The sequence below is a fragment of the Oleiphilus sp. HI0132 genome (assembly GCF_001635845.1).
The window spans coordinates 1-1,043 of record NZ_LWGJ01001874.1; the positions used below are offsets into that span (position 1 = coordinate 1).

At 43.8% G+C, this 1,043-nt stretch carries 1 protein-coding gene; it reads left to right on the forward strand.

What is annotated here, in order from left to right; all coding sequences use genetic code 11:
- Positions 1–1,043, forward strand: a 1,043-nt coding sequence (locus tag A3766_RS31760; RefSeq protein WP_197479822.1) for a hypothetical protein, incomplete at both ends; no start/stop codon positions are given.

Here is a 1,043-nt window from a genome sequence, read left to right on the forward strand (position 1 = left end):
GTTCGATTTTCTTGTCCTGTCTGGCAAGGTACTTGATACTAATAAAGCCCCTATCCCCAATGTATCAATCGAAACCAGCACGGTCTGGCACGGTCCTGAGCAAGGCCCCCTACTTCAGTTATCGACACGTAGTTTGGATCATGCCAGTGGTAGTGCTAGTACAGATGCTGAAGGCAACTATGTTATGTTGCTGTTCCCTAGTGATACCTGTATTGAATCCGGTTTTTACCCAGACAGCACTGACTGCTTGTATGACCTTACCTATACTCCAACAATCGAAAGTGGCTTTGCGACCTTTGTAAGATCTGATCTTGCCCTTAACAACGCGCTTAGTCTCGACCAGGAGCTAGTTCTACTTGATAGCATAATACCGAAAACTATTGCCGGGCCTTATGTTAAAAATATTAGCAACCAATCTGTGGTAATAGAATGGCAGACCGATGAACCGGCTAGAAGTACAGTTCAAGTGGTTGGTGGAGCGGTTTTTAAAAATAACCGTTTTCTAACAGAACATAGCGTTGTTATTAATAACCTGGATTCAAACACCGATTATGACGTAAATATTTCGACACGAGACGCACAAAACAATAGTTCTGAAACGCAAGTTCTAAGCTTTACCACTCAAAGTATTAGTGCTGACTCATTAGCGCCACAGTTTGTCCAACCTTTAGCAGCGACGTCTATCGGAGAAACCCAGTTTACGGTGGCTTTTTGTGCTAATGAGCCAGTGCAAGGAAAGTTTATCGTTGACGGAGCTGAGTATTTACTTAATGACTTCTCTCGCTGCCATAACTTGACTGTAGGTGATCTAAACTCGAATCAGACCTATGCGGTGTCAGTAGAAGTTACTGATATTAGCGGTAATGGCCCAACTCAGAGCCATATTAGTAGAGTTAAAACGCTAGCAGCGGCAGACTTGAACCCTCCTCTAATCGTCGCCGGGCCAACGGTTACTGATATTTCAGATACAGTAGCTGTAGTGAAATGGACGACAAACGAAGCGGCTAGCAGTGCAGTTTCATTTAACGATGGTATTAGTTACC